The sequence below is a fragment of the Allobosea sp. P4_C6 genome (assembly GCF_056402015.1).
This window is the reverse complement of the sequence record NZ_JBFUIF010000003.1, coordinates 180,740-206,185: the sequence shown is the minus strand read 5'-3', so window position 1 is coordinate 206,185 and position 25,446 is coordinate 180,740. Positions and strand designations below refer to the sequence as shown.

General features: G+C 66.1%; 25 protein-coding genes. 20 read left to right on the top strand and 5 right to left on the bottom strand.

Annotation, left to right across the window (positions count from 1 at the left end; translation table 11 throughout):
* Positions 1-288: 288 nt before the first annotated feature.
* Positions 289-642, bottom strand: a complete 354-nt coding sequence (locus AC1DVA_RS03845; protein WP_476805031.1) for a hypothetical protein — start codon at positions 640-642, stop codon at positions 289-291.
* Positions 643-987: 345 nt separating this feature from the next.
* On the opposite strand from AC1DVA_RS03845, the gene AC1DVA_RS03840 reads away from it, so the two are divergent.
* Positions 988-1,353: a hypothetical protein gene (locus tag AC1DVA_RS03840; RefSeq protein ID WP_476805030.1), complete on the top strand. Its 366-nt coding sequence runs from the start codon at positions 988-990 to the stop codon at positions 1,351-1,353.
* A gap of 203 nt (positions 1,354-1,556) precedes the next feature.
* Here the strand turns inward: AC1DVA_RS03840 and AC1DVA_RS03835 are convergent, their stop codons facing one another.
* Positions 1,557-1,709, bottom strand: a complete 153-nt coding sequence (locus AC1DVA_RS03835) for a hypothetical protein (RefSeq protein WP_265053263.1) — start codon at positions 1,707-1,709, stop codon at positions 1,557-1,559.
* Between AC1DVA_RS03835 and AC1DVA_RS03830 the strand changes: the two genes are divergently transcribed.
* A complete protein-coding gene (locus AC1DVA_RS03830; RefSeq protein ID WP_476805029.1) occupies positions 1,708-2,169 on the top strand; it encodes a YciI family protein in 462 nt (153 codons plus the stop codon). The genes AC1DVA_RS03835 and AC1DVA_RS03830 overlap by 2 nt on opposite strands.
* 448 nt (positions 2,170-2,617) lie before the next feature.
* Here AC1DVA_RS03830 and AC1DVA_RS03825 read toward each other — a convergent pair whose 3' ends face one another.
* On the bottom strand, positions 2,618-4,492 hold the full coding sequence (locus AC1DVA_RS03825) for an ABC-F family ATP-binding cassette domain-containing protein (RefSeq protein WP_265053570.1): 1,875 nt from the start codon (positions 4,490-4,492) through the stop codon (positions 2,618-2,620).
* A gap of 72 nt (positions 4,493-4,564) precedes the next feature.
* Between AC1DVA_RS03825 and AC1DVA_RS03820 the strand changes: the two genes are divergently transcribed.
* The 9 genes from AC1DVA_RS03820 (at position 4,565) to AC1DVA_RS03780 (ending at position 15,029) form a co-directional block, all read left to right on the top strand.
* Positions 4,565-4,774, top strand: a complete 210-nt coding sequence (locus AC1DVA_RS03820; protein WP_476805028.1) for a hypothetical protein — start codon at positions 4,565-4,567, stop codon at positions 4,772-4,774.
* Between the two features lie 108 nt (positions 4,775-4,882).
* Positions 4,883-5,383: a pantetheine-phosphate adenylyltransferase gene (coaD, locus tag AC1DVA_RS03815; RefSeq protein WP_476805027.1), complete on the top strand. Its 501-nt coding sequence runs from the start codon at positions 4,883-4,885 to the stop codon at positions 5,381-5,383.
* Positions 5,384-5,554: 171 nt separating this feature from the next.
* Positions 5,555-6,886 carry a proline--tRNA ligase gene (gene proS, locus AC1DVA_RS03810; protein WP_476805026.1) on the top strand — a complete coding sequence of 444 codons (1,332 nt, stop codon included), beginning with the start codon at positions 5,555-5,557 and terminating at the stop codon, positions 6,884-6,886.
* 43 nt (positions 6,887-6,929) lie between these two features.
* The gene (locus tag AC1DVA_RS03805; protein WP_476805025.1) at positions 6,930-8,219 is read left to right on the top strand and encodes a lipoprotein-releasing ABC transporter permease subunit; all 1,290 of its coding nucleotides are present in this window, start codon (positions 6,930-6,932) and stop codon (positions 8,217-8,219) included.
* Positions 8,219-8,908: an ABC transporter ATP-binding protein gene (locus AC1DVA_RS03800; protein ID WP_265053565.1), complete on the top strand. Its 690-nt coding sequence runs from the start codon at positions 8,219-8,221 to the stop codon at positions 8,906-8,908. Before AC1DVA_RS03805 ends, AC1DVA_RS03800 begins: the two co-directional genes overlap by 1 nt.
* Before the next feature lie 680 nt (positions 8,909-9,588).
* Positions 9,589-13,062: a DNA polymerase III subunit alpha gene (gene dnaE / locus AC1DVA_RS03795; protein WP_476805024.1), complete on the top strand. Its 3,474-nt coding sequence runs from the start codon at positions 9,589-9,591 to the stop codon at positions 13,060-13,062.
* A gap of 83 nt (positions 13,063-13,145) precedes the next feature.
* On the top strand, positions 13,146-13,874 hold the full coding sequence (gene pncA, locus AC1DVA_RS03790) for a bifunctional nicotinamidase/pyrazinamidase (RefSeq protein WP_476805023.1): 729 nt from the start codon (positions 13,146-13,148) through the stop codon (positions 13,872-13,874).
* Between the two features lie 11 nt (positions 13,875-13,885).
* Positions 13,886-14,581 carry a helix-turn-helix transcriptional regulator gene (locus AC1DVA_RS03785; RefSeq protein ID WP_476805022.1) on the top strand — a complete coding sequence of 232 codons (696 nt, stop codon included), beginning with the start codon at positions 13,886-13,888 and terminating at the stop codon, positions 14,579-14,581.
* Between the two features lie 70 nt (positions 14,582-14,651).
* The gene (locus tag AC1DVA_RS03780) at positions 14,652-15,029 is read left to right on the top strand and encodes a VOC family protein (RefSeq protein WP_476805021.1); all 378 of its coding nucleotides are present in this window, start codon (positions 14,652-14,654) and stop codon (positions 15,027-15,029) included.
* 19 nt (positions 15,030-15,048) lie between these two features.
* Here AC1DVA_RS03780 and AC1DVA_RS03775 read toward each other — a convergent pair whose 3' ends face one another.
* Entirely contained in the window at positions 15,049-16,224 is a 1,176-nt protein-coding gene (locus tag AC1DVA_RS03775; RefSeq protein ID WP_476805020.1) for a GGDEF domain-containing protein, read from the bottom strand.
* A gap of 226 nt (positions 16,225-16,450) precedes the next feature.
* Here AC1DVA_RS03775 and AC1DVA_RS03770 point away from each other — a divergent pair, with 226 nt between their 5' ends.
* The 4 genes from AC1DVA_RS03770 (at position 16,451) to pyrH (ending at position 20,035) form a co-directional block, all read left to right on the top strand.
* The gene (locus AC1DVA_RS03770) at positions 16,451-16,843 is read left to right on the top strand and encodes a pore-forming ESAT-6 family protein (RefSeq protein WP_265053559.1); all 393 of its coding nucleotides are present in this window, start codon (positions 16,451-16,453) and stop codon (positions 16,841-16,843) included.
* A 249-nt stretch (positions 16,844-17,092) separates the two neighbouring features.
* Positions 17,093-18,100, top strand: a complete 1,008-nt coding sequence (locus AC1DVA_RS03765; RefSeq protein ID WP_265053558.1) for a 30S ribosomal protein S2 — start codon at positions 17,093-17,095, stop codon at positions 18,098-18,100.
* A gap of 194 nt (positions 18,101-18,294) precedes the next feature.
* On the top strand, positions 18,295-19,218 hold the full coding sequence (gene tsf, locus AC1DVA_RS03760) for a translation elongation factor Ts (RefSeq protein ID WP_265053557.1): 924 nt from the start codon (positions 18,295-18,297) through the stop codon (positions 19,216-19,218).
* 109 nt (positions 19,219-19,327) lie between these two features.
* Positions 19,328-20,035, top strand: a complete 708-nt coding sequence (gene pyrH / locus AC1DVA_RS03755) for a UMP kinase (protein WP_476805019.1) — start codon at positions 19,328-19,330, stop codon at positions 20,033-20,035.
* A gap of 9 nt (positions 20,036-20,044) precedes the next feature.
* Here pyrH and AC1DVA_RS03750 read toward each other — a convergent pair whose 3' ends face one another.
* Positions 20,045-20,458, bottom strand: a complete 414-nt coding sequence (locus AC1DVA_RS03750; RefSeq protein ID WP_265053555.1) for a VOC family protein — start codon at positions 20,456-20,458, stop codon at positions 20,045-20,047.
* A gap of 249 nt (positions 20,459-20,707) precedes the next feature.
* Between AC1DVA_RS03750 and frr the strand changes: the two genes are divergently transcribed.
* From frr to rseP, 5 genes are read left to right on the top strand one after another with little or no spacing between them, the layout of a single operon-like run.
* Positions 20,708-21,271, top strand: a complete 564-nt coding sequence (frr, locus tag AC1DVA_RS03745; RefSeq protein ID WP_265053554.1) for a ribosome recycling factor — start codon at positions 20,708-20,710, stop codon at positions 21,269-21,271.
* Between the two features lie 60 nt (positions 21,272-21,331).
* Positions 21,332-22,090: an isoprenyl transferase gene (locus tag AC1DVA_RS03740; RefSeq protein WP_476805018.1), complete on the top strand. Its 759-nt coding sequence runs from the start codon at positions 21,332-21,334 to the stop codon at positions 22,088-22,090.
* On the top strand, positions 22,087-22,917 hold the full coding sequence (locus tag AC1DVA_RS03735; RefSeq protein WP_476805017.1) for a phosphatidate cytidylyltransferase: 831 nt from the start codon (positions 22,087-22,089) through the stop codon (positions 22,915-22,917). Before AC1DVA_RS03740 ends, AC1DVA_RS03735 begins: the two co-directional genes overlap by 4 nt.
* Before the next feature lie 4 nt (positions 22,918-22,921).
* Positions 22,922-24,103, top strand: coding sequence for a 1-deoxy-D-xylulose-5-phosphate reductoisomerase (gene dxr / locus AC1DVA_RS03730; protein ID WP_476805016.1), 1,182 nt, complete (start codon positions 22,922-22,924; stop codon positions 24,101-24,103).
* Positions 24,104-24,125: 22 nt separating this feature from the next.
* Positions 24,126-25,274: an RIP metalloprotease RseP gene (gene rseP, locus AC1DVA_RS03725; RefSeq protein ID WP_265053550.1), complete on the top strand. Its 1,149-nt coding sequence runs from the start codon at positions 24,126-24,128 to the stop codon at positions 25,272-25,274.
* Positions 25,275-25,446 lie beyond the last annotated feature (172 nt).

Genomic DNA, 25,446 nt, shown 5'->3' with positions numbered 1-25,446 from the left:
GGTCTGGAGGCCGAATGCCGCCCGTCGGCGAAAGCACCGAGAACACCGAAGAGGACTCCCGATCGAACCGCCGCCCAATCGAACTCATCGACTCGCCGGCCTTCCAGCGATCCCAGATCTCAGCCCGCTGGGCCGCCGAATAGTAGATCCGCCGCCGCTGCTTCATCACCCACGCTCCATCTCCAAAGGAAAAGTAGCGTGTTGCGATTACCGATTGAGACCACCACCCGTTGCGGACGTTTGTCCCCGTCGGTAATTTTTTGGGAAAATGGGCGCTGTGAGAAGAGATCAGCAATCATCCGAATTTGGTGTCTCTTTCTCGGCTTTGCTCAATTTTACATTGGCGCCGCCGGCTCCTTTCTCACTGTCTCCGGCGTTTCTTTCGGCCTGTTTTATGTTCCATGTTTTCTTGCCCATGGCCTCTGGGATAACTCTGGTCGCAGGCGCGTTTTTCGCCTCTAGGCGGCAGCCCTCAAAGGTGGCGAGATGACCGAAAACCCAAAGGCCCTTTGGGATGGCTTCGCTGCCGAGATGAAGGCCTCTCCCGAGGCGCTGCAGCGTCCAGAAGTTCAGAAGCGCCTCGATGCACTCATGGCCCCGGTCTACGAATTGCAGAAACGGTTTGAGCGAGAACACGGCCATCAGCCTTTCGTCTCTCAGGCTCCGTGTCCAATATGCGGCGGGACCGTCACTTATCAGTACCGGGCACCGCTGATCGGCAGCATGAAGTGCGGCACGCCGGAATATGTGGTTTTGAATTTGTAATGCCCTTGCTGTCCGCTCCCGACCGGACGTCCCCGGGTTGCGGTTTCACGGCCTAAAACAATCCTTAGGCTCCGGGCGTTTCGGCGCGCGGCCGCGGACTCGGTGATGAAGCCTCATTGGTAGCAGTGGGCCGATCGGCGCCGACGCTCCCTTTTCATCAGTTATGAACCGCTTCTGGTTAGCGTATCGCYRCAAATTGGGTTGATGCCCYCTGGAGCCGATATGGTCCTGACGCACCGCCAGTTGATCGGAGCGACCGTGTTTTCGGTCATTCTTGCAATTCCGTTCGTGACGTTTGTGTCGTCGATGGTGGTCTTCCCTATACTCGTCTTCGGGGCAATCGGTATCGTCGCGAATTTCGCGCCGCCTCTGCTCCTGTTAGCCGCCTGCTTCAATCGGCTAGGTCTCTCGCTCAGCACCAGGCGCATGCTAGAGCTCTGGCAGTTCTCAGCGATCATTTGGATCGGCTGCGCCTTCGGCCTTGCGCGCTGGGGCGATGTCGCGAGCACAATGGGCGGCCGCAACATCCCTTATCTCAAGGTGTTGTTTGCGCCGTATCTCTATCTGCTCGGACAGCCGATCTCCTGATGACGTGGGGGCACTGCTAAAGCGGCGACCGCGCCGCTACTTGGCATTTGATCTGCCGCGTCGTGGTTTCGCGGCGGCGGGCGTAATGCTGCGGTGAAACCCATTGCCTTGAGATGGATGCAGGTCAGGCGCCTGCTTCCACCCGTTGCGGGCCATTTATCGCCAAGGCCGCCTGCATATTCTTCGCCGAGACGTGCGCGCTGCTATAAGAAGAGGATTGCCGCGATCCAAAGCGTAACGGCGGCGGTCCCCAGAATACCAACGCCTCGTACTAACAAGTTCGCGCTGAAAGCAGCGATGAGAAGCGGCGATGCGAGGACGGCGGTAAAGAACGAGTAGGCCAGCTTGTCTTCCATGTGCGCCTTCCTGAGCTGCCTCTCGGTGCGGTCCGCTCCCGACCCGTTTCAGACATTCCCGCAAGGAGAGCCGCCAAGCAGCCTGCTTGTTTCTGCCGAAACCGTCACGCATCATCGCGTCATGACCAAATACCTCATTTCCTTTCCGAGCGAGGCGATGGTGCTCACGGACGAGCAGCTGGCCGCCGCCGCTGTCGACTCTCGTGCGGTCATCGAGGAGGCCAAGGCGGCGGGCGTCTATGTCTTCGGAGGAGGGATCGCCGAACAGGTCGACCCTGTGCTTGTCTCCGAGGATGGGTCGGCATCCGACGGGACCTATCCGGGCAGCCGCCTCAATGGCGGGTTCACGGTGCTGGAATTGCCGACGCGCGCAGAGGCGGTGAAGTGGGCGGCGAAGCTCGCGCAGGCCTGCCGTTGTTCGCAGGAGCTCCGCGAATTCATGTACGATCCAGCCAGCTAGAACGACGCAACGCGCTCCGGTCGCAGACGCCATTTACCGGCAATCGCCCGACTCGCATCCCCGCGCCGGGGAAGGGATAAGCTGGGAGAAGCGGTCGGAATCCCTCCGCCGCCATCGGAGATCATCGCCCATGGTCAGATGCGCTACCTTTGCTGCGCTGTTTGCGGCTGCCGCGCTGGGGATCGCCCATGACGCCCTCGCGGCCGGTTCGTGTCGTCCGACGCGAGACGGCAAGGACCGGATGGAACTCTCCGGCGGCTGCCCGAGCGGCTATGTCGTCCGCGGTTTCTGCTGCGAATCCGTCCGGTCCATCTCACAGCCCACCGGCGCCAATGCCTGTCCGGCCGGCACCATGCTGAGGCTCGGCGCTTGCGTCCCGCGCCAGTAGGGCCGCCGGTCGCGGCAGTGCCACATCCCGGACATCGGGCCGTCCGGCAGACCTGATGCCTCAGGCGCTCTCCAGCTCCTCGCCTAGCATCAGCCACTCCTCCTCGGCTGCCGTCAGGGCCTCCGCCAGCTCCGCCCGCTGGCGCGAAAGCTGAAGAGCCTTGTCGGGCTCGCGGGAGAAGGCGCCGTTGGCGAGCGCGGCGTCGACCTTCTCGATCAGCCCGGTCAGCTTGGCGATGCGCGCCTCGGCCAGGTTGAGTTTCTGGCGCAGCGGCCCCTGGGCGGCCCGTTTCGTCGCGGCTTCCTTGCGCTCGTCGACCTTGGGCTTGGCCGCGCCTGACTCGGGCGCGGGCTTGCCGCGCCGCTCGGCCTTGGCGCTGTCGAGCACGAAGGAGCGGTAGTCCTCCATGTCGCCGTCGAAGTTCTTCACCGTGCCGCCCGCCACCAGCCAGAGCCGGTCGGCGCAGGATTCGATCAGGAAACGGTCGTGGCTGACGAGGATGACCGCGCCGGGATAGTCGTTGATCGCGTTGACCAGCGCCGTGCGGCTGTCGATGTCGAGATGGTTGGTCGGCTCGTCGAGGATCAGGAGATGCGGGCCGTGGAAGGTGGCGAGCCCGAGCATCAGCCGCGCCTTCTCGCCGCCGGAAAGCAGCTTGACCGGCGTATCGGCCTTGGAGGCGGGGAAGCCGATCTGGGCCGCCTTGGAGCGCACCCGGGCTTCCGGCGCATCCGGCATCAGGTCGCGCACATGCCCGACCGGCGTATCCTCGGGTCGCAGTTCGTCGAGCTGGTGCTGGGCGAAATAGGCCGTCTCCAGCTTGCTCGACTTCTTCATCTCGCCGGAGAGCGGATCGAGTCTGCCGCCGATCAGCTTGCAGAAGGTCGACTTGCCGTTGCCGTTGGAGCCGAGCAGCGCGATCCGGTCGTCTGGCGCCAGCGAGAGGTTGAGCCGGGAGAGCACCTTGCGCTCGCCATAGCCGGCGGCGGCATCCTCCAGCACGATCATCGGCGGCGAGAGCGGCTTCTCCGGTCCGGGGAAGACGAAGGGCTGGACATCGCGGTCGATGATCGCCGCGATCGTCTCCATCTTCTCCAGCCGCTTGACGCGTGATTGCGCCTGGCGCGCCTTGGTGGCCTTGGCCTTGAAGCGGTCGACGAAGGCCTGCAGGTGCTTGCGCTCGGCGTCCTGCTTCTCCTTCGCACGGACGAGCTGCATCTGCTTTTCGGCGCGCTGTTTCTCGAAGGAGGAGTAGCCGCCGCGATAGAGCGTCAGCTTGCCCTGGTCGAGATGCAGGATGTGGTCGACGCTGGTGTCGAGCAGCTCGCGGTCGTGGCTGACCACCAGCACGGTGTGCGGGTAGCGCTCGAGATAATCGTAGAGCCAGAGCGTGCCTTCGAGGTCGAGATAGTTGGTCGGCTCGTCGAGCAGCAGCAGGTCGGGCTCGGAGAACAGCACGGCCGCCAGCGCGACGCGCATGCGCCAGCCGCCCGAGAAGTCCGAGCAGGGGCGCTGCTGCGCCTCCTCGTTGAAGCCGAGGCCGTGCAGCACCATCGCGGCGCGGGCCGGCGCGGAATGCGCGCCGATATCGGCGAGCCGCGTCTCGATCTCGGCGATGCGGTGCGGATCGGTCGCGGTCTCGCTTTCCTTCATCAGCGTCATGCGCTCGGTATCGGCGGCGAGCACGACCTCGATCAGCGATTCCGGCCCGCCCGGCGCTTCCTGCGCCACGCCGCCGATGCGGCGGCCCTTCGGCAGGCTGACCGAGCCGCCCTCGGTGCCGAGCTCGCCGGTGATGATGCGGAACAGCGTCGTCTTGCCGGTGCCGTTGCGACCGACGAGCCCGACGCGCGCTCCGTCGGGGATCGCGGCGCTGGCATGGTCGAGCAGCAGGCGCTCGCCGAGGCGGTAGGTGATGTCGTTGATCGTCAGCATGGCCGGGTCGTTTAGGCGCGAGACGCATGAAAAGGCAATGCAAAGCCGGAACAACCGGCCCGGCGTCACTGTTTGGTCACGATCTCGCCTTGGGACGGCCCGCAGCGGCCATCACCCAAAGGAAACCGGATATGTCGCGATTCGCTGAAGGTCGTTTCCATGTATGTCCGCCTGTCCTATGCCCATCCTCGCCGTGTATCTTTCATGGCTTCCCTGCTTGTCTTCTCCTCGATCATCATCGGCAGTGCCGCTGCCCTCGCCACGATCGTGCCGTTCTCCTGACGTTGCATCCGTTTGCCTTGGGGCAGGTGCTGACGGGCGCCGCAGCGTAGGGCCGCAAGGCCTTGATGCCGCTTGTCGTCTGCCGGGTCAGCAGCTAACGCTGGCGTCATGGCACGCACAGCTTTCTACACCGGCTCGTTCGACCCCGTGACCAATGGCCACGCCGACGTGATCGCAGCCGCCGCCAGCCTCTGCGACAGGCTCGTCCTGGCTATCGGCGTCCACCCCGGCAAGACGCCGCTTCTTTCCGTCGAGCAGCGCGCCGCGTTGCTGCGCGCGGTCGCGACGCCGCTTCTGGCTGCGAAAGGCGCTTCGCTGGAGGTCGTGACCTTCGAAGATCTTGCCGTCGACGCGGCGCGTCGGGCAGGTGCTTCGATCATCATCCGCGGCCTGCGCGACGGCAGCGATCTCGACTACGAGATGCAGATGGCGGGCATGAACGGCACGATGGCGCCGGACATCCAGACCGTCTTCCTGCCGGCCTCGCCGGGCGTGCGCTACATCACTGCGACGCTGGTGCGCCAGATCGCCGCGATGGGGGGCGATGTCTCGCCTTTCGTGCCGGCACCCGTGCTCAGGGCGCTCAAGGAGCGCTTCGCGAAGAGTTGAGGCAAAGGGCCATCCCGGCCTTCGCGAGGCCAGGGACGAAAGGCACAACTTCGCCATCTTCCGCCGCTTTCTGCTGATTTTGGTTTGCATTTTGCCGAGAGCGATGGTGTCTCTCAGGTGAAGCGACTCGTCGTGCGATCTCCCGCGCGGCGCCCTCCGACAGGTTTCCCGATGCGCCTTTCCCGCTACTTCCTGCCCCTCCTGCGCGACACGCCGAAGGAGGCGGAGATCGTCTCGCACCGGCTGATGCTGCGCGCTGGCATGATCCGCCAGGAATCGGCCGGCATCTATGCCTGGCTGCCGCTGGGCCTGCGCGTGCTCGACAAGATCTGCAAGGTCGTGCGCGAGGAGCAGAACCGGTCCGGCGCGATCGAGATCCTGATGCCGACCATCCAGTCGGCCGATCTCTGGCGCGAGAGCGGGCGCTACGATGCCTATGGCAAGGAGATGCTGCGCATCAAGGACCGGCACGACCGCGACATGCTCTACGGCCCGACCAATGAGGAGATGGTCACCGAGATCGTCCGGGCCTACGTCAAATCCTACAAGGACCTGCCGCTCAATCTCTATCACATCCAGTGGAAGTTCCGCGACGAGGTGCGTCCGCGCTTCGGCGTGATGCGCGGCCGCGAGTTCCTGATGAAGGACGCCTATTCCTTCGACCTCGACAAGGACACGGCGCGCCACGCCTATAACCGCATGTTCACGGCCTATCTGCGCACCTTCGCGCGGCTCGGCCTCAAGGCGATCCCGATGAAGGCCGATACCGGCCCGATCGGCGGCGATCTCAGCCACGAGTTCATCGTGCTGGCCTCGACCGGCGAGAGCGAGGTGTTCTGCCACAGCGACTATCTGACCTTCGAGACGCCGGCTGCCGATACCGATTTCGACAGCGTCGCGGGCCTCCAGGGCGTCGTCGACAAGTGGACGAGCCTCTACGCCGCGACGGAAGAGATGCACGACAAGGCCGCCTTCGAGGCGGTTCCGGACGACAAGCGCGTCTCGGCGCGCGGCATCGAGGTCGGCCATATCTTCTATTTCGGCACAAAGTATTCCGAGCCGATGGGCGCGGCGGTGGCCGGGCCGGACGGCCAGCCGGTGCTGCTGCATGGCGGCTCCTACGGCATCGGCCCGAGCCGGCTGGTCGCCGCGCTGATCGAGGCCGGGCATGACGATGCCGGCATCGTCTGGCCCGACGAGATCGCGCCCTTCGACATTGCGGTCATCAACCTCAAGGCTGGCGACGCGGCGACGGACGGCGCCAGCGAGCGGATCTACAAGGACCTGCTCGCCAAGGGCTACGACGCCGTGCTCGACGACACGGATGACCGGCCCGGCGCCAAGTTCGCCACCGCCGACCTGATCGGCGTGCCCTGGCAGATCATCGTCGGCCCGAAGGGGCTGGCCGAGGGCAAGGTCGAGATCAAGCGCCGTGCCGGCGGCGAGCGCGAGCTCGTCTCGCTGGAGGCCGCGCTCGACCGCTTCAAGGGCAGGGCGGCGTGACGGAACGCACCGCCACATCTCTTCCAATGGCCAGAGCCAGCGCATGAATGCCGTTGCAGACAACGCTGCCGTTCCGACCGGCACGAAACCCTTCGCCAGCTTCGAATGGCTGCTCGCCGGCCGCTATCTGCGCACCCGGCGGCGCGAGGGCTTCGTCTCTGTCATCGCCGGCTTCTCCTTCCTCGGCATCCTGCTCGGCGTCGCGACGCTGATCATCGTGATGTCGGTGATGAACGGCTTCCGGAAGGAGCTGCTGGAGAAGATCGTCGGCGTGAACGGCCATATCTTCGCGACGCCCATCGACCGCCCGCTCGACGACTATGACAGCGTCGCGGCGCGGCTGAGCAAGATCCCGGGCGTCAAGCTCGCCATTCCGCTGGTCGAGGGGCAGGCGCTGGCCTCCTCGCAGACCGGCAACAACGGCGTGCTCGTCCGCGGCGTCCGCGAAGCCGACATCAAGGCGATCCCCTTCATCGGCGGCAACATCAAATCCGGCACGCTCGACGGCTTCGACACGACGCCGGGCGTCGCCATCGGCCGGCGCCTCGCCAATGCGCTCGGCATCCAGGCCGGCGACAACATGACCCTGGTCTCGCCGCAGGGCGCCTCGACGCCCTTCGGCACGGCGCCGCGCATCAAGGCCTATCCGGTCAAGGCGATCTTCGAGATCGGCATGACCGAGTTCGACGGCACCTTCGTCTATATGCCGCTCGCCGAGGCGCAAGCCTATTTCAACCGCGACGGCGACGTGAACGTCATCGAGATCTTCGTCGACAACCCCGATCGCACGCAGACCGTGCGCGACGCGATCGAGGCCGATGCGCCGCGCCCGCTCGTGCTCTCGGACTGGCGCCAGCGCAATCGCAGTTTCTTCAATGCGCTGGAAGTCGAGCGCAACGTGATGTTCATCATCCTGACCCTGATCGTGCTGGTCGCGGCGCTGAACATCGTCTCCGGCCTGATCATGCTGGTGAAGGACAAGACGGCCGACATCGCGATCATGCGCACCATGGGCTGCACGCGCGGCACCGTGCTGCGCGTCTTCCTGATCACCGGGGCCGCGATCGGCGTCATCGGCACGCTGGCGGGGCTCGCGCTCGGCGTCGTCTTCGCCAACAATATCAAGTCGATCATGGCGGCGCTGAACTGGATCACCGGCGCCAATCTCTGGGACCCGACCGTGCGCTTCCTCAGCGACATCCCTTCCGTCATCGACTGGCGGGAGGTCACGAGCGTGGTGCTGATGGCGCTGACGCTCTCATTGCTGGCGACGCTCTACCCGGCCTGGAAGGCGGCACGGCTCGACCCCGTCGAAGCGCTGAGGATGGGCTGATGGCACAGGAGATGCCCGCGCTCTTCCTGTCGCAGGTCGAACGCTTCTATCCGCAGACCGATGCGCCGCTCGAAGTGCTGCGCAAGGCCGATTTCGCGCTCTGGCCGGGAGAGGTCGTCGCCCTCGTCGCTCCGAGCGGCACCGGCAAGTCGACGCTGCTGCATGTCGCCGGCCTGCTGGAGAAGCCCGATGCCGGCGAAGTCTTCGTCGGCGGGCTCGCCACGACCAAGCTCGACGATTCCGGGCGCACCCGCCTGCGCCGTACCGAGATCGGCTTCGTCTACCAGTTCCACCACCTCCTGCCCGAGTTCACGGCACTGGAGAACGTTGTCCTGCCGCAGCGCATCCGCGGGTTGTCGCGCCCGGTCGCGGAGGAGAGGGCCTCCGAGCTGCTGACCTTCCTCGGTCTCGGCGAGCGGCTGGATCATCTGCCGGGCGAGCTCTCGGGCGGCGAGCAACAGCGCGTCGCCATCGGCCGCGCCGTCGCCAACGGGCCGCGCCTGCTGCTGGCCGACGAGCCGACGGGCAATCTCGACCCGCAGACGGCGCAGCTCGTCTTCGGCACGCTGATGGCGTTGGCGCGGGCATCGGGGCTCGCTGCGCTGATCGCGACGCACAACCTCGAACTGGCCCGCCAGATGGACCGCCAGGTGACGATCCGCGACGGGCTCGTCGTCGGGTTGGGCTGAGCTGCGGCCTTTGAGGCTGACCGGCGCCGGATGCCGCGTCATCGCCAGACTTGGCGGAGCTATCCGGAAGGGTTCGCGCGATGGTTGGACTGCTTCGCCTCGAAAGCACGACAGGTTTGTCTGCATCTTCGCGCACCGACGGGCTTCTGCTGGACATCGCTCCAGGCTGGCAGGCGCGCACTCCATAGCTGCGGCCACTGGAGCATGCTGATTTTTCGCGGACCACGCTGGTCATCCCGGCTTGACCCGGGATCAATGCCAGAGCCTGTCCGAACGAGGTTCAGGCATGGGGCCCGGATCTCCGCTTCGCTGCGTCCGGGATGACCAGCGCTTCTATGAAGGTAGCATTTCGTTAACTGTTCCAGGCATGCAGCCGGCGCAATTTCCGTATCGGCATTGACGAGAACAAAACATGAACTAATCTGAACCTACCAAGAACGACGGAGGTTCTCATGACTGCAGCGCGTAAGTTCGCCGCCGGCCTGGCCGAAATCGCCTCGCTCGGCGTCTTCCTCGGCATGATCTGGCTCTGGGCTGCGATCTTCTCCGGCCCGCATGTCTGATCGCGGCAGGAGCCATCCACAGCACCGCGAAGGAATCCTCGACGCCGGTCGCGCCGAGGTTTCATAAGGGGAAGGGCGGATCGGCGAGTCGCGCGGCGGCGGCGATAGGAGAACGGCATGGGGCGGGAATCTGGCGAGGCGCGCGTCCTCTTGGACATCGGCTTCGTTCATCTCCATGTCCATTCGAGCTATTCGCTGCTCGAAGGCGCGATGACTGTCGCGACGCTGGCCAAGATGGCGGCCGCCGACGGGCAGCCGGCACTCGCCCTGACCGATACGGACAACCTGTTCGGCGGGCTCGAGTTTTCCGAGAAGCTGGCGGGCTCGGGCCTGCAGCCGATCGCCGGCGTGCAGCTCTCGATCGATTTCGCCGATGAAAGCGAAGGCGGGCGCAGGCCCGTGCAGCAGCAGCGCCTGCCGCATATCGTCCTGCTCGCCATGGACGAGGCCGGCTACGGCAACCTGATGAAGCTCGTCAGCGAGGCCGCCCTGGCCAGCGGCGGAGCCGGCCAGCCCATAACCACGATTGAGCGGCTCTCGGCCTACAACACCGGGCTGATCGCCCTGACCGGCGGCCATGGCGGGCCGGTCGACACCGCCTTGCGAAATGGCCAGCTTCCTGTGGCCACGGCCCGCCTCGCGACCCTGGCCGACATCTATGGCGACCGGCTCTATGTCGAGATCCAGCGCAATGGCCGGGACGGCGAGGAGGCGGTCGAGGCGCATCTCCTGCGGCTGGCCTATGATTCCGACCTGCCGGTTGTCGCGACCAACGAACCCTTCTTCGCCAAGCCGGCCGATTTCGACGCCCATGACGCGTTGCTGGCGGTAGCGGAAGGGCGGCTCGTCTCGGATGGCGAGCGTCGGCGCGTCACGCCGGAGCATTATTTCGCTTCGCGCGCCGAGATGAAGAAGCGCTTCGCCGACCTGCCGGAGGCACTGGCGAGCACGGTCGAGATCGCGATGCGCTGCCATTGGCGCGTCTCGACGCGCAAGCCGATCCTGCCGCGCTTCGGGGAGGAGGGGCGCGACGAGGCCGAGGAGCTGCAGAACCAGGCCCGGACCGGCCTAGCGGCGCGTCTCGCCAAGCACGGCCCGGCCGAGGGCTTCACCGTCGAGGATTACGAGAAGCGGCTCGATTTCGAGCTCTCGATCATCACCCGGATGAAGTTCCCGGGCTACTTCCTGATCGTCTCGGACTTCATCAAATGGGCGAAGAACCAGGACATCCCGGTCGGCCCGGGGCGCGGTTCGGGTGCCGGCTCGCTCGTCGCCTATGCACTGACGATCACCGACGTCGATCCGCTGCGCTTCGGCCTGCTTTTCGAGCGCTTCCTCAATCCCGATCGCGTCTCGATGCCGGACTTCGACATCGACTTCTGCCAGAACCGGCGTGAAGAGGTGATCGACTACGTCAAGCGCCATTATGGCCAGGAGCGCGTCGCGCAGATCATCACCTTCGGCACGCTGCTGGCGCGCGGCGTGCTGCGCGACGTCGGCCGCGTGCTGGAGATGCCCTACGGCCAGGTCGACAAGCTGACCAAGCTCGTGCCGCAGAATCCGGCCAAGCCGATTTCACTGAAGGACGCGATCGAGGGTGAGCCGAAGCTGCAGCAGGCCGCCGAGGAGGAGCCGATCGTCGCGCGCCTGCTCGAAATTGGCCAGAAGCTGGAAGGGCTTCACCGCCATGCTTCGACTCACGCCGCAGGCGTGGTGATCGGCGACCGCCCTCTCGAACAGCTCGTCGCACTCTCGGTCGATCCGCGCACCGGCATGCGCGTCACCCAGTTCAATATGAAATGGGTCGAGCAGGCCGGGCTGGTGAAGTTCGACTTCCTTGGCCTGAAGACGCTGACTACGCTGACCACGGCGGTGAAGCTCATCGGCCAGCGCGATATCCAGATCGACCTCGCGCAACTGCCCTTCGACGATCCGCCGACCTACGCCATGCTGGCGCGCGGCGAGACGGTCGGCGTGTTCCAGGTGGAATCGGTCGGCATGCGCAAGGCGCTGGTCGAGATGAAGGCGGACCGGATCGAGGATCTGATCGCGCTCGTCGCACTCTATCGGCCGGGCCCGATGGACAACATCCCGACCTATTGCCGCCGAAAGCTCGGGCTAGAGGATCCGACGTATCTCCATCCGCAGATGGAGCCCTTCCTGGCGGAGACGCATGGCATCATCGTCTATCAGGAACAGGTGATGCAGGTGGCGCAGGCGCTGTCGGGCTATTCGCTCGGCGAGGCGGACCTGCTGCGCCGCGCCATGGGCAAGAAGATCAAGGCGGAGATGGACGCCCAGCGCGACCGCTTCGTGAAGGGCGCCATCGACGGCGGTATCAAGAAGGATACGGCCTCCGAAATCTTCGATCTGCTGGCGAAGTTCGCCGATTACGGCTTCAACAAGAGCCACGCCGCCGCCTATGCCGTCGTCGCCTTCCAGACCGCCTATCTCAAGGCGAATTACCCGGTCGAGTTCCTCGCCGCGTCGATGACGCTCGACATGGGCAACACCGACAAGCTCTCGGAATTCCGCCGCGATGCCGAACGCCTCGGCATCAAGGTCGAGCGGCCGGCGATCAATCATTCCGGCGTCGAGTTCGACGTCGCGGAGGGCAAGATCTTCTACGCGCTGGGCGCGATCAAGGGCGTCGGCCGGGCGGCGGTGGAGGCCCTCGTCTCGGCCCGCCAGGCGGCCGGCCCGTTCCGCGATCTGGCTGATCTCGCACGCCGCATCGACACCAGGTTGGTCAATCGCCGCACGCTCGAAGCCCTGATCGCGGCGGGCGCGCTCGATGAGCTGGAAGGCGAACGCGCGCGCGCCATCGCGGCGATCGACGGCATGCTGGCCCTCTCCAACCGCACCCGCGACGAGGCGACAGCCGGCCAGTTCGATCTGCTGGGCGGCGGCCTGATCCAGGAAGCCTTCCGCATCCCGGCGGTCGAGCCCTGGGCGCCGGCGGAGAAGCTCAAGCGCGAGCATGAGGCCGTCGGCTTCTTCCTCTCCGGCCATCCGCTCGACGATTACGAGCATGTTCTGAAGCGCCTGCGCGTGCAGCGTTACGCTGATTTCGCTCAGACTGTCCGCGCCAACGGCACGGGCGTCGGCAAGGTCGCGGTCTCCGTCATCGACAAGTCGGAACGGCGGACCAAGTCCGGCTCCAAGATGGGCATCGTCAACCTGTCCGATCCGAGCGGCCAGTTCGAGGCCGTGCTGTTCTCGGAAGGCCTGCAGCGCCATCGCGACCTGCTCGAGCCGGGCAGGGCGCTGGTGCTGCGCCTGTCGGCCGTGCTCGACGGCGAGGAGGTGCGCCCGCGCATCGAGGATGTCGAGGTCCTCGACGATCTCGCTTCCCGCCAGAAGCAGGACCTGCTGATCTATCTGCGCGACGAGAAGGCGGTGCCTTCGATCGCCGAGCGCATTCGTCCGCGCGAGGCCATGCGCGCCGAGGGCAAAGTCTCGATCGTGATGATCCTCGACGACGGGGCGCAGGAGGTCGAGATCGAGTTGCCGGGCAAGTTCCCGGTCAACCAGCAGATCGCCAACGCGGTGCGGGCAGCGCCCGGCGTCGTCAGTGTCGAGATGCGGTAGGCGTCAGGCTTCGCAGCGGGCATGGATGTTGCCTTGCAGGATGCGCGTTGCTGAAGCACGGTAGAGCCGGTGGGAGGCGGGCTATGGCAGGGCGGTTCGAGATCGACAGGCGCGGATTGATCGCAGGAGCGACGATCCTTGCTGCAACGGCTGCTTCGCAGGCCGGCAAGGCACAGGAGAAGCCCGTGATCGACGAGCGCACCGTTCTCATCGTCGTCGATGTCCAGAATGATTTCTGCCCGGGCGGCAGCCTCGCCGTCACGAAGGGTGACGAGGTCGTGCCGGTCATCAACGCGCTGGGCAAGCGCTTCTCCAATATCTTGCTGACGCAGGACTGGCACACCTCCGGCCACGCCTCCTTCGCTTCGAGCCATCCTGGCAAGAAGCCCTTCGAGACCGTCCAGATGCCGTATGGCCCGCAGGTGCTCTGGCCGGATCATTGCGTGCAGGGCACGAAGGGCGCTGAGTTCCGGGCCGATCTCGATCTGCCGCAGGCACAGACCATCATCCGCAAGGGATACCGTCGCGATATCGACAGCTATTCCGGTTTCGTCGAGGCCGACCGCAGGACCCCGACGGGGCTGACCGGCTATCTCCGCGAGCGCGGCATCCTGCGGGCGGTCGTCGTCGGCCTGGCGACAGATTTCTGCGTCAGTTGGACGGCGCAGGATGCGGCGAAGGCCGGCTTCGAGACCTTCGTCGTGGAGGATGCCTGCCGCGCCATCGATCTCGACGGCTCGCTTGCGAGGGCCTGGGCCGAGATGGCCGAGAACGACGTGTCGCGGATCAAGGTGAGCGATCTGCCGGGCTGAGGCGCAAGCTCTTGTCGCGTTCGCAGCGCCTGCTCGACCTCGTCCAGGTGCTGCGCCGGCATCGCCGCCCGGTTTCGGGGCGCAAGCTTGCGGCCGAGACCGGCGTCAGCATCCGCACGCTCTACCGCGACATCGTCACCTTGCAGGGCCAGGGCGCGCCGATCGAAGGCGAGCCGGGGCTCGGCTATGTGCTGAAACCCGGATTCATGCTGCCTCCGCTGATGTTCAGCGAGGAGGAGATCGAGGCGCTGGTGCTGGGCTCGCGCTGGGTGGCGGACCGTGCCGATGGCGCCCTGGCGCTGGCGGCGCGCGATGCCATGGCCAAGATCGTCGCCGTCCTGCCGCCAGACCTGACCGATCGTGTCGAGGACACTGCGCTGATCCTCGGCCCGGGGCAGAGGGCCGTCGATTCCCCCGAGATCGATCTTGCGGCCATCCGCCGGGCCATTCGGGCCGGGCGCAAGGCCACGATCGGCTATGGCGACGGTGAGGGCCGCGCCAGCGCGCGCGTGGTCTGGCCGCTGGCGCTGTCCTTCTTCGACCATGTCCGCGTGCTCGTCGCCTGGTGCGAGCTGAGGCAGGATTTCCGCCATTTCCGAACCGACAGGCTCACGCGGTTCGAGATGCTGGATACCCGCTATCCGCAGCGGCGGCAGGTTCTGCTCAAGGCATGGCGCGAGAAGCAAGGGATCGCGGCGCCGGCGTGATCAACGCTGCCGGAAACTGGCAGTATCTGATTCTATTCTCCCGCCATCTCGAAGCCCTGGGAGACCCGCCATGTTCGATGCCCATTTCATCCTGCTCCATGTCGACAGCCCCGCCGCGAGCGCGCGCTTCTATGCGAATCTGCTCGGCAGCGAGCCGCTTGAGCAGTCGCCGACCTTCGCGATGTTCGCGCTCCCGTCCGGTCTGAGGCTCGGCCTGTGGTCTCGCCACACCGTCGAGCCGGCCGCGACTGCGATCGGCGGCGCGGCCGAGATAGCCATGATGGTACCGAACTCGCAGGCCGTCGACGCAGCCTGCGCCGATTGGCGCAAGCGCGGCATCGCCATTCTGCAGGAACCGACCGACCTGGATTTCGGCCGCACCTTCACGGTGCGCGATCCGGACGGACATAGGCTGCGCGTGTTTCATCCTCTTCCCGAAGAGGGCTGAGGGCGGTGCTGCCGGCGGTTCAGGCCTCGATCGGCCTGAGCTGCGCCTGGACGCGGTCGCGGCCGAGCCGCTTGGCCCGGTAGAGAGCCTCGTCCGCCTCTGCGAGCAACTGGTCGAGGCTGCGCCCACGCAGATCGTTTTCGGCAACGCCGATGCTGAGCGTGGGCGGACCCGGCAGGTTGCCGAATTCGGCGAGCGCATCCTTGAACACGCCGCGAATCCGCTCGGCCACCCGCACGGCCTCGCGCACGCCGACATTGGGGAGGATGATCGCGAACTCGTCGCCGCCTTGCCGGGCGAGGAGGTCGCCGCTGCGCAGCTGCCCTCGCACGGCGTTGGCGAAGACGCGCAGGATCTCGTCGCCGGCTGCGTGGCCATGCGTGTCGTTGAGGGCTTTGAAGTGGTCGATGTCGACGAGGAGAACGGATACCCGCACCTCACCGTGCTGTAGCCCCCGGATCTGCTGATCCACCCATTGCTCGACGCCTGACCGGTTCATCGCTCCGGTCAGCGGATCGCGCCGGGCAAGAGTCGCCAGCATCCGGTTGGAGCGTTCGGCGGCGAGCAGCAGCAGCGCCTGGCCGCGCAGGACGATGAAGGTCACGCCAACCGCCGCGAGCCAGGCATTCGTCCCCGCATCCTTCGGAAACAGCGTGGTGCCGACCTGGTCGAAGGCGGCCAGCACGATCCGCCCGGTGTAGATCACGACCGTCGGGGCAAAGAGGGCGGCGAGCAGCCAGGCCGAGCGCAGCTTTTCCTCTCGCGCCAGGCGGACGGCTTCCCGCACGATGGCGGCATCGCAGAAGGCCATCACGATCGCGACGATCATGACCCGTACCGCGTATCCCTGCTCGCCCGGCGAAAGCGAGAGCAGGATCCAGACTGCGAGCAGGACGATTCCGAAGCCGAACCAGTTCAGTTCGCGCCCGCCGAAATGGCGGATGCCGAAGAGCAGCAGCAGGCAGCCGGCCAGCATCGCCGTGTTGGCGAACTCGATCGAGAGCAGGTCCGGAATCGTGTCGCGGAAAGCGGCGCCGAGCAGGCCGACCCCGATGCACAGGCTGCTGGTGCCCCACCAGACCGGGCTGCGGGTGAAGCGGCCGGTCGCGAAGGTCATCAGCTGCATCACGCCGATGATGAAGCAGGTCAGCGCACCGGTGACGAAGATGGTCCTGAGGTCGAGGGTCAGGCCCATGCCGGTTCGCCCCGGCCGTGCGTCCTGAATTCCTGTGATTCACTCTCCGACAGGCAGGCGCAACGCGGTTGGGGGAGAGCCTGTCGCGCCCCATAGTCGCTGCCGATGTCCTGTCCGGTCTGCATTGTCTCAGGTTGAGGTAGGCGGCCGCAGCAGCTAGTCAGGACGGGGTGGGAGGCGAGCATGGTGGCATGCTTGGGAACATAATAGCCTAAGGATATCCAGTATGATCTTTTATAAGTCGTTGATCGCCGCTTCGGCCGTCGCTGTTTTGGCGTCCGCCGCCCCGTCCCTGGCACAGACGCAGGCCGACCAGCTCAAGGTCGCCTATCAGGCAGCCCGCAATCAGCTCGGCATTCTCGGCTATTGCGCCGATAAGGGGCATATCGATGCCTCCGCCGTGGATGTGCAGAAAAAGATGATGGGCCTCATCCCGACCCCGGCCGACGTCAGCGGCGGCGATGCCGCGGAAGCTGCCGGTCGCAAGGGCACGATTTCGGCCATGGGCATGGAACAGAACATCGAGGTGATCGCCAAGGCGCAGAACGGGACGCCGGCTGCCTACTGCAAGCAGATCGGCGATCTCGTGAAGCAGATGGGCGCCAAGCTGCCGCAGTAAAAGGCGGCCTGCTGCCTGGCTCCCGCAGGGGGCCGAGACGACGACCCGCGCGGCGCTTCGCGCGGGTTTTTCGCGGGTCCGCCCGGCTTTTCTGCGCCGTGCCGGCTTGCAATGCGGCGCCATCCCCTGTAAGGCGCACCCCATCCCACATGGAGCGTACCGCCTCATTTCCGAGGCGTTCCGGTGACGCGGCAGCTCATGCCTTGTTCATTCGCGCTCCAGAGGCTCAACCGGAAGGACTAGAACACGATGGCTCTGCCAGATTTCTCCATGCGCCAGCTCCTCGAGGCCGGTGCCCATTTCGGCCACCAGTCCCATCGCTGGAACCCGAAGATGTCGCCCTACATCTTCGGCGTGCGCAACAACATCCACATCCTCGACCTGTCGCAGTCGGTGCCGATGCTGCATCGCGCCCTGCAGGCCGTGTCGGACACCGTCGCCAAGGGCGGCCGCGTTCTCTTCGTCGGCACCAAGCGCCAGGCGCAGGACGCCATCGCCGACGCCGCCAAGCGTTCGGCCCAGTACTATGTCAACTCCCGCTGGCTCGGCGGCATGCTGACCAACTGGAAGACCATCTCGGCCTCGATCCAGCGCCTGCGCAAGGTCGACGAGCTGCTGAACGGCGGCGGCTCCGGCCTGACCAAGAAGGAGCGCCTGATGCTGTCGCGTGAGCGCGACAAGCTCGAGAAGGCGCTCGGCGGCATCAAGGACATGGGCGGCACGCCGGACATGATCTTCGTGATCGACACCAACAAGGAAGCGCTCGCGATCAAGGAGGCCCAGCGCCTCGGCATCCCGGTCGCCGCCATCGTCGACTCGAACTCGGATCCGGACGGCATCACCTTCCCGGTCCCGGCCAATGACGACGCCGGCCGCGCCATCCAGTTCTACTGCGACCTGATCGCTCGTTCGGCGATCGACGGCATCGGCCGTGCCTCGGGCGACCAGGGCATCGATGTCGGCGCTGCCGAGGCCCCGGTGGTCGAAGAGGTTCTCGAGCCGGTCGCCGCTGCCCCTGAAGGCCAGGTCTTCGAGACGCTGACCGCTCCGCGCGGCGCGCCGGACGATCTGACCAAGCTCTCGGGCATGGGCCCCGACGCGGTGCAGAAGCTGAATGACGGTGGCATCTACCACTTCTGGCAGATCGCCGCGATGTCGCCGGCCGACGTGACCAAGATCGACCATGACCTGAAGCTCGGAGGCAAGCTCGAGCGCGAGGGCTGGGTCGCCCAGGCTCGCGAATTCGCCGACGCGTAACGAGGCCCCACGATTGCGATGCGTCATCGGCGCGTCGCAATCAGCCTCTCGATTTGACGCCGGCTCTAAGAAGTTAAGAGGACGCGCCGACGACCGGAAACGGAGCGTCGGCGTTTCCCCATAAGGCGTCCGGATATTCCGATCCGCGGCCGGCCCCTCGGGCATGCGCCACACCGACAGCAAGGACAAGACAGATGGCAGCGATCACCGCCGCGCTCGTGAAGGAACTCCGCGACAAGACCGGCGCGGGCATGATGGATTGCAAGACCGCGCTTTCCGCCAACGACGGCAACCTCGAGGCCGCCATCGACTGGCTGCGCGCCAAGGGCCTGGCCAAGGCCGCCAAGAAGGCCGGCCGCGTTGCCGCCGAGGGCCTCGTCGCCGTCTCCGTGCAGGGTCATGAGGGCGTCGTCGTCGAGGTGAACTCCGAGACCGACTTCGTCGCGCGCAACCCCGAGTTCCAGGCGCTCGCCAAGAGCATCGCCGATGTCGCGCTCGAGCGTGGCGGCGATGTCGAGGCGCTGCTCGGCCATCACTATCCGGGCGGCGGCACTGTCCAGGACGCCATCGCCAACGCCATCGCCACCATTGGCGAGAACATGACGCTGCGCCGCACGGCCTCGCTCAAGGTCTCCTCGGGCGTGATCGGCTCCTATGTCCATGGCGCGATCGCCGACGGTCTCGGCAAGATCGGCGTCATCGTCGCGCTCGAGACGACCGGCAAGGGCGACGAGCTCGCCGCGCTCGGCCGCCAGCTCGCCATGCATGTCGCGGCGACGAACCCCGTCGCGCTCGACCTCGCCTCGGTTGCTCCGGAGGTTCTGGAGCGCGAGAAGGCGATCCTGGCCGAGAAGAACGCCGGCAAGCCCGCCCATGTGCTCGAGAAGATCACCGAGAGCGGCCTGAAGAGCTACGCCAAGGAATACTGCCTGCTGGAGCAGGCCTATATCCATGACGGCTCGAAGTCGGTCTCGCAGGTCCTCAAGGAGATCGAGGGCAAGGTCGGTGCCCCGGTCAAGCTCACCGGCTTCGCCCGCTTCGCTCTCGGCGAGGGGATCGAGAAGGAAGAGCAGGATTTCGCGGCCGAGGTCGCTGCCGCCGGCGGCACCACGGGCTGACAAGTCCGCTTGTGAATGACAGAAAGGCCGCGCATCGCGCGGCCTTTTTTGTAGGAAGACAGGCCCGTTTCGATTCGAGGCGGACCGCAGCACGGACGGAGAGACATCGATGAGACCCCAACGCGTTCTCGTGAAGCTCTCCGGCGAAGCCCTTGCGGGACCTCAGGGTTCCGGCCTCGACGGCGGCACGCTGACGGCGCTCGCCACCGACATCGCCCATGCCTCGCGCGAGGGTGTCGAGATCGGCATCGTCGTCGGTGGCGGCAATTTCTTCCGCGGTGTGCAGGGACTCAACAAGGGCCTCGACCGGACGACGGCCGATTCGATCGGCATGCTCGGCACGGTGATGAACGCGCTCGCGCTGGAGCATTCCATCGAGGCGGCCGGCGCACCGGCCCGCGCCATGTCGGCGGTGCCGATGCCCTCGCTTTGCGAGAGCTATGCCCGCAAGCGGGCGCTCGACCATCTCAGCAACGGCAAGGTCGTGATCCTCGGCGGCGGTACCGGCAATCCCTATTTCACCACAGATACCGGTGCGGCCCTGCGCGCGGCCGAGCTCGGCTGCAGCCATCTGCTCAAGGCGACGCAGGTCGACGGCGTCTACAGCGCCGATCCGAAGAAGGATCTGAGCGCGACCCGCTACGACACGCTGACCCATGAGGACGCGATCCGGCGCGACCTCAAGGTGATGGACACCGCCGCTTTCGCGCTGGCGCGCGACGCCGGCCTCACCATCGTCGTCTTCTCGATCGCCGAAGCCGGCGCGCTCGCCGCCGTCCTGCGCGGCGAGGGCAGGGCGACCTATGTGACGCCCTGAGGCGCCGCCTCAGTAGGTCTTCCAGATACCGGGCGTCATCAATTCGAGAAGATGCCCGTCCGGATCGCGGAAATAGAGGCTCTTGCCGCCGCGATCCCACTCCATGCGCCCCTCGACGGTGATGCCGAGCGCCTCCAGCTTCGCCTCCCAGGCGTCGAATTCCTCGGCAGCGATGGCGAAGGCGATGTGCAGCGGCCCCTGGCCGTCATGCGGCGGGATGCTGCCATTGGCGGCGCTCTGGGTGTGCAGGGACGCGCCGCGCTGGAACAGCAGCAGGATGCTCGCGCCGCCGACATCATAGGCGAAGAGCGTCCCGGTCTTGAGCACGGGATCGAGGCCGAGCTTGCCTTCGTAGAAATCGCGGGCGCGTTCGAGGTCGTCGACATAGAGCGCGGTCTCGATGATGCGGTTCAGGCGGGGCACGTCATTTCTCCGTGGTTCTCTGTCCGGCTGCGCTGGTTTGCAGCCGTGCGAGCCTCTAGACTGACGTAGCTATCCGGATGCGGTGGACCAGTGTGCCCTGCCGCTTTCGCCGATCAACGGCTCGCATCGGCTGCTTTCCCCTTGCCCAATCCGGGGGAACATGCTGTTCGAGCATGTAATTCTTGACCCTGCGCGGCCCCGCCGCCATGGTCGCGCCGATTTTGGATTATCTGCAAGGTCCTGATTGAAATGGCCCAGACGACGTTCGACCTCGCTGACCTGAAGCGCCGCATGGCCGGCGCGGTGCAGTCCTTCAAGGGTGATCTCGCCTCGCTGCGTTCCGGTCGCGCCTCCGCCAACATGCTCGACCCGATCCATGTCGAAGCCTATGGCGCCCGCACGCCGCTCAGCCAGCTCGCCACGGTCTCCGTGCCCGAGCCACGGCTGCTCAGCGTTCAGGTCTGGGACCGCTCGATGGTCCAGGCCGTCGACAAGGCCGTCCGCGAATCCGATCTGGGTCTCAATCCCCAGACCGAAGGCCAGGTGCTGCGCATCCGCATCCCCGAGCTGAACGAGCAGCGCCGCAAGGAGATGGTCAAGGTCGCGCATAAATATGCCGAGGAGGCCAAGGTCTCTGTGCGCCATGTCCGCCGCGACGGGATCGACGTCGTCAAGAAGCTCGAGAAGGACGGCGACATGACCAAGGACGACGCCGCCCGCAATTCCGATCTGGTCCAGAAGGCGACCGACCAGCACATCGCCGAGATCGACCAGGCGCTCGCGACGAAGGAAAAGGAAATCCTGCACGTCTGATCCATTGCGCGGGATCGTCCCGCGCAATCCTTCCGGCCTAGCCGAGCGAGGCTCGTACACATGTCATCCGGCCAGCGCGAGGCAGATGTGCCCAACCCGTCGCATGTCGCCATCATCATGGACGGCAACGGGCGCTGGGCGCAGATGCGCGGCCTGCCGCGGCAGGAGGGCCATCGCCGCGGCCTCGAGGCGCTGCGGCGCACGGTCCGCAATGCGAGCGATCTCGGCCTTTCCGTCCTGACCCTCTACAGCTTCTCGACCGAGAACTGGCGCCGCCCCTATGCGGAAGTCACCTTCCTGATGGGGCTGCTCAAGCATTTCGTCGAGAAGGACCTCGCCGAGCTCTCCGCCGCCAATGTCCGGGTCCGGATCATCGGCAACCGCGAGGACCTTGCCGCCGATCTGCGCCGCCTGGTCGAGCATGCCGAGACCAGCACCCGCGCCAATACCGGGCTCGTGCTGGTGATCGCCTTCAACTACGGTTCGCGCGACGAGATCGTGCGGGTGGCGCGCCGGCTCGCCGCCGATGCTGCGGCTGGACGTATCGATCCGGCCGCGATCGACGAGGCCCTGATCACGCGGAGCCTCGACACGCATGATCTGCCCGATCCGGAGCTGGTCATCCGTACGTCCGGCGAAACGCGCATCTCCAATTTCCTGCTCTGGCAGGCTGCCTATGCCGAATTCGTCTTCGCGCCGGTGATGTGGCCTGATTTCGACCGCGCCGCCTTCGAGGATGCGCTGGCGCAATACCGGCAGCGCGAGCGCCGCTTCGGCGGCGTGACCGCTCCCGCCGACCGCAGCGTGGGCGTCGCGTGAATGAGCCTGAGCCAACTGCGCCGCGACCGGGCCCGGGCGAACTGAAGCTCCGGGCCGTCTCGGCGCTCGTCCTGGCCGCGCTGGTCCTGCTCGCGACGATCTGGGGCGGCTGGCCGTTCCGGCTGGTCTGGATACTCGTCGCCGGCCTCGTCGCCTATGAATGGCTCGCCATCGTCAGCCGCTCCAACGCCGTCCCGGCCGGCATCGGCGTGGTCGTCGCCGGCCTTGCGCTCGCCTTCTCTCCGGCGAGCCCCGCCGCGCTCGCCGGCGCGGCGGCAGCGGCGGCGCTGCTCGGCGCTGTGGCAACGCCCTTCGTGCGCTCGCGCCTCGCGCTGGAGCTCTGCGGCGTCGCCTATGCGCTCGCCTTCGCGCTCGTCACGCCCGCCTTGCGCGACTTGCCGGGCATCGGCCTGGGACTGATCCTCTGGAGCTTCGCGGTGGTCTGGCTCACGGACATCGCCGCTTATTTCACCGGCCGCAGACTCGGCGGTCCGAAGCTGATGCCGAGCGTCAGCCCCAAGAAGACCTGGTCCGGCGCGATCGGCGGCACGGTGGCTGGAGTGATCGGCGGCTATCTGGTCTGGCGGTTCGTGCCTGCATTCCACGGGCTGACCACTGTTGGACCGGTCATCGCGGCATCGCTCGCCGGCTCGATCGTCAGCCAAGCGGGCGATCTGTTCGAATCCGCCCTGAAGCGCCGCTTCGACACCAAGGATTCGAGCAAGCTCATCCCCGGGCATGGCGGCTTCCTCGACCGTCTCGACGGCTACTGGGCCATTCTCGTTCTGTCCGGGCTTGTCCTTTTCGCGATCCACCTCGACATCTGATCCGATGCCGCTTCGTATTGTCACTCTTCTGGGAGCGACCGGCTCCGTCGGACGCTCGGTCCGCGACATCGTCTCCGAGAATCCGGAACGGCTGGCCATCCGGACTGTCGTCGGCGGCCGGGACGCATTGGCACTGGCACGGGTCGCGATCGAAACGGGGGCGTCCTTCGCTGCCCTGGCGGATGAGGCCGGCGGCCCGGCTTTGCGGGAGGCGCTGGCTGGTACCGGCATCGGCTGCGGGGCAGGGCGCTCGGCTGTGTTGGAGGCGGTGGCCTGCCCCGCCGATATCGTCGTCAGCGCGATCTCCGGGGCAGCGGGGCTGGAGGCGACCTTTGCCGCGCTTTCTCCGGGGCGAACGATCGCGCTCGCCAACAAGGAAAGCCTGGTCTGCGCCGGCGCGGCCGTCATGGCCCGGGCCGCCGAAGTCGGAGCGCGCCTGCTGCCGCTCGATTCCGAGCACAACGCGCTGTTCCAGGTCCTGGGCGCCGAGCCGCTCTCGGCGATCCGCAGCATGACCCTGACGGCTTCCGGTGGTCCGTTCCGGACCTGGAGCGCGGAGCGCATTGCCGCAGCCGTCCCGGAGCAGGCGCTGAAGCACCCGAACTATGCGATGGGCGCCAAGATCAGCGTCGATTCCGCCAGCATGATGAACAAGGGGCTCGAGTTGATCGAGGCCCGTTTCCTCTTCGGGCTGCAGGCCGATCAGCTCGGCGTCCTCGTCCATCCACAGCAGATCGTCCACGGGCTGGTCACCTTCCGCGACGGCTCGGTCAGCGCCGGCATGGCGGTGCCGGACATGCGGGTGGCGGCGGCTCATTGCCTCGGCATCGATGGCCGGCTCGATGCGCCGCCGGCCCGTTTCCTCGATCTCGCTGCTTCGGCGCCGCTGAGCTTCGAGCATTCAGACCTCGAGCGCTTCCCGGCACTCGGCCTGGCGATGGCGGCACTGCGCGAGGGTGGCGCGATGCCCGCCATCCTCAACGCCGCCAATGAAGTGGCCGTGGCGGCTTTCCTCGCCGGCCGCCTTCGCTTCGCGGGCATCCCTGCGCTCGTGGAGGCGGTGTGTACTGCTGCTCCCGACGGAGGACAGGCGCCGCAAGACATCGCATCTGCTCTCGCCGTTGACCACGATTCCAGACGACGGGCCGCCTCGCTCTTGTCGCAAGCGCCGTTCACTGTCACCTAAGGACGAGGATCGGGAGAGTTCGATGGAATTTGCGGCGTCACTCTGGAATGCCGGGTATTTTGCGCTCAGCTATCTGCTGCCGTTCCTGTTCGTTCTCACCCTTGTCGTCTTCGTCCACGAACTCGGCCATTTTCTCGTCGGTCGCTGGTGCGGCGTCGATGTCCAGACCTTCTCGATCGGCTTCGGCCGGGAACTGTTCGGTTTCAACGACCGGCACGGGACGCGCTGGCGCTTCGCGCTGATCCCGCTCGGCGGCTACGTCAAATTTTCGGGCGATGCGGATGCCGCCAGCTCTCCCGACGATACCGCCGTTCGGCGGATGAGCCCGGAAGAGCGGTCCCGCTCCCTGCCGGCCCAATCGATCGGCGAACGCGCGGCCATCGTCGCTGCCGGCCCGATCGCGAATTTCCTGCTGGCGATCCTGATCTTCGCCGGTACGGCCTTCTTCTTCGGCAARCAAATGCTGATTCCGCGCGTCGACAGCGTGGTGGCCGGCAGCGTGGCGGAGAGCGCCGGACTCAAGGCCGGGGACATCGTCGTCGCGATCGACGGAAGGAAGGTCGACAGCTTTACCGAAATGCAGCGTCTCATTTCCACCCGGCCCGAAGAGCGCCTGACCGTCACGGTCGATCGCAGCGGCAGCATGGTGGACCTGCCGGTTACGCCGGCTCTGTCCGAACTCAAGACGCCGCTCGGAATACAGCGGATCGGCGTGATCGGGGTCAGGGCCTCGCCGAAAGCGGAGGATTGGACGACGCAACGATTCGGCGTGGTCGATTCCCTGCGGTCGGGCGTTTCCGAAACCTGGTTCGTGGTGACCCGGACCTATGACTACATCGCGAAGCTGCTGAACGGACGCGAATCCACCGACCAGCTCTCGGGGCCGATCCGGATCGCGCAGGTTTCAGGCCTTGTCGCCTCGAGCGGCGGGTTTCTCGGGCTGATCAATCTCGCCGCCATCCTGTCGGTCTCGATCGGATTGATGAATCTCCTGCCCGTTCCGATGCTCGATGGCGGCCACCTGATGTTCTATCTTTACGAGGCACTGCGCGGCCGGCCGTTGAGCCCGCGCGCTCAGGAGATCGGCTTCCGGGTCGGCCTCGCGCTGGTGCTCATGCTGATGTTGTTCGTGACCTGGAACGACATCGTCCATGTGCGCGGAATGCTCTGAAAAATAAGGGGTACTGCTGCGCTTTGCGGCGGAATCGCGGCAGGCTGCGTGGCCTGCCGGCAACGAGATCGTTAAAAATCCTTTGTTAACGATGATCGCGGTTTGCACCCTGCTGGAAACTTTGTAGAAGCGATTGAACCGCAATGTCCCCGTGCTGCCGTCGCCTGATGGC